General features: G+C 62.7%; 3 protein-coding genes and 1 tRNA gene. 3 read left to right on the top strand and 1 reads right to left on the bottom strand.

Features of this window, described 5'->3' with window-relative positions; all coding sequences use genetic code 11:
- A partial coding sequence (locus AC1DT3_RS20235) for a DUF1801 domain-containing protein (protein WP_477467002.1) occupies positions 1 to 232 on the top strand: 232 nt, incomplete at its 5' end.
- Positions 233 to 408: 176 nt separating this feature from the next.
- On the opposite strand, the gene AC1DT3_RS20230 is transcribed toward AC1DT3_RS20235, so the two are convergent.
- Positions 409 to 483: transfer RNA gene (locus AC1DT3_RS20230), tRNA-Gly, on the bottom strand.
- Between the two features lie 235 nt (positions 484 to 718).
- Between AC1DT3_RS20230 and AC1DT3_RS20225 the strand changes: the two genes are divergently transcribed.
- Positions 719 to 1,246 carry a prolyl-tRNA synthetase associated domain-containing protein gene (locus AC1DT3_RS20225; RefSeq protein WP_477467001.1) on the top strand — a complete coding sequence of 176 codons (528 nt, stop codon included), beginning with the start codon at positions 719 to 721 and terminating at the stop codon, positions 1,244 to 1,246.
- 110 nt (positions 1,247 to 1,356) lie between these two features.
- Positions 1,357 to 1,712: thioredoxin (gene trxA, locus AC1DT3_RS20220; RefSeq protein ID WP_477467000.1), on the top strand; the 356-nt coding region annotated here is incomplete at its 3' end.

Below are 1,712 nucleotides of genomic sequence, written 5' to 3'. Positions count from 1 at the left end.
GGTTTGGTATCACGATGGAATGATCTGCACCGGCGAGACCTACAAGAACGTCGTGAAGCTGACTTTCGCCAAGGGCGCATCTCTCGACGATTCTTCAGGACTGTTCAACGCGAGCCTCGAGGGCAATGTCAGGCGCGCGATCGACATCCAYGAAGGCGACGACATCGATCCGGACGCTTTCAAGACACTCGTCCGCGCCGCCGCAGCCTTGAACAAGGCATCGGGCCGATAGACGTTTCGCTCCCAACGAACCGACCCAGCGGCTTTCCAGACGGGCAGCGGCCTCCAGGAGGGCGAGCCTGAATAGGCATGAGTTTCACGCCCGAACCACCCGGCGGAACCCCCGCCGGGCAATAAAAAACGGCCCCGCAGGACCGTCCTTAATTCTCTGATCGTCTTGAGAGAAATTGGAGCGGGCGAAGGGATTCGAACCCTCGACCCCAACCTTGGCAAGGTTGTGCTCTACCCCTGAGCTACACCCGCGCTCCGCGGCGCGTTGCGCCGTTGCGAGGCCGCTCATTTGCCCCAAAACGATTCACATTGCAAGGGCCTTGTCGCACGAAAATCGGCGAGCCCGACGCGGATCTCGGTCGTCCCGCGCGATCGCACGGACCATTCTGGCACCCCTGGGTTCTTCCCTGACGGCAGCGGGCCGCTGCAAAAGCCGTTCAAATCGGGTGAAAGTTAGTCTAGAAGCCGGGCACCAAAGGAGTCGTCCGTGCCGCACCTGACGCCGACGCAATTGCTGGACCGCCTCGCGGAACTCGGGATCGCCGCCGATACGGTGGAACACGAGCCCGTCTTCACCGTCGCCGAATCGCGCCCGGTCAAAGCGAAGATCCCGGGCGCTCATTCCAAGAACCTGTTCGTCAAAGACAAGAAGGGACGCCTGTTCCTGATCACCGCCAAGGACGAGACCGCCATCGACCTGAAACGCGCCCATGCGGCGCTCGGTGCATCCGGCCGGCTCTCCTTCGGCTCGGCCGAACAGCTCCGCGAAGTCCTGGGGGTCGAACCCGGTTCGGTCACGCCGTTCGCGGTCATCAACGATGAACAGCGGCGTGTGACGATGATCCTCGATGCCAACCTGATGGAACACGACCGGCTCAACTTCCATCCCCTCGTCAATTCCATGACGACGGGCGTGTCGCGGGACGACCTGGTGACTTTTCTCCGCGCGACGGGGCACGATCCCATTGTCCTGCGCCTACCGGAACCGATGGAGGACCTATCGGAAGCCCCGTGAGGGCCCGGCACATGCATCCGGGCGGCAAATCGCAACTTCCCGGTTGCTGATCTCCTTCTAAAATCCCATCTGAGGGATCACCCTTTTCTCCGACCGCCTGCGAGGACGACATGCTAGCCGACAGCGCCCCCGGAACCCGTCCGAACGGACCATCCGCCGACGACCTGRTCAAGGACACCACGACGGCCGATTTCCGTCAGGACGTGGTGACCGAATCGATGCAGCAACCGGTTCTGGTCGATTTCTGGGCGCCGTGGTGCGGGCCGTGCAAGCAGCTCACACCCGTGCTCGAAAAGGCGGTGCGGGCCGCCGGCGGCAAGGTCAAGCTCGTGAAAATGAACATCGACGAGCATCCCCAGATCGCCGGGCAGCTCGGCGTTCAATCGATTCCTGCCGTCTTCGCGTTTCAGCGCGGCCAGCCGGTCGACGGCTTCATGGGCGCCCTCCCCGAGGGTCAGATCAGGGG

This window comes from Microvirga sp. P4_G7 (assembly GCF_056401005.1).
The sequence above is the reverse complement of the archived record's forward strand: the minus strand, read 5'-3'. Positions and strand labels throughout refer to the sequence as shown.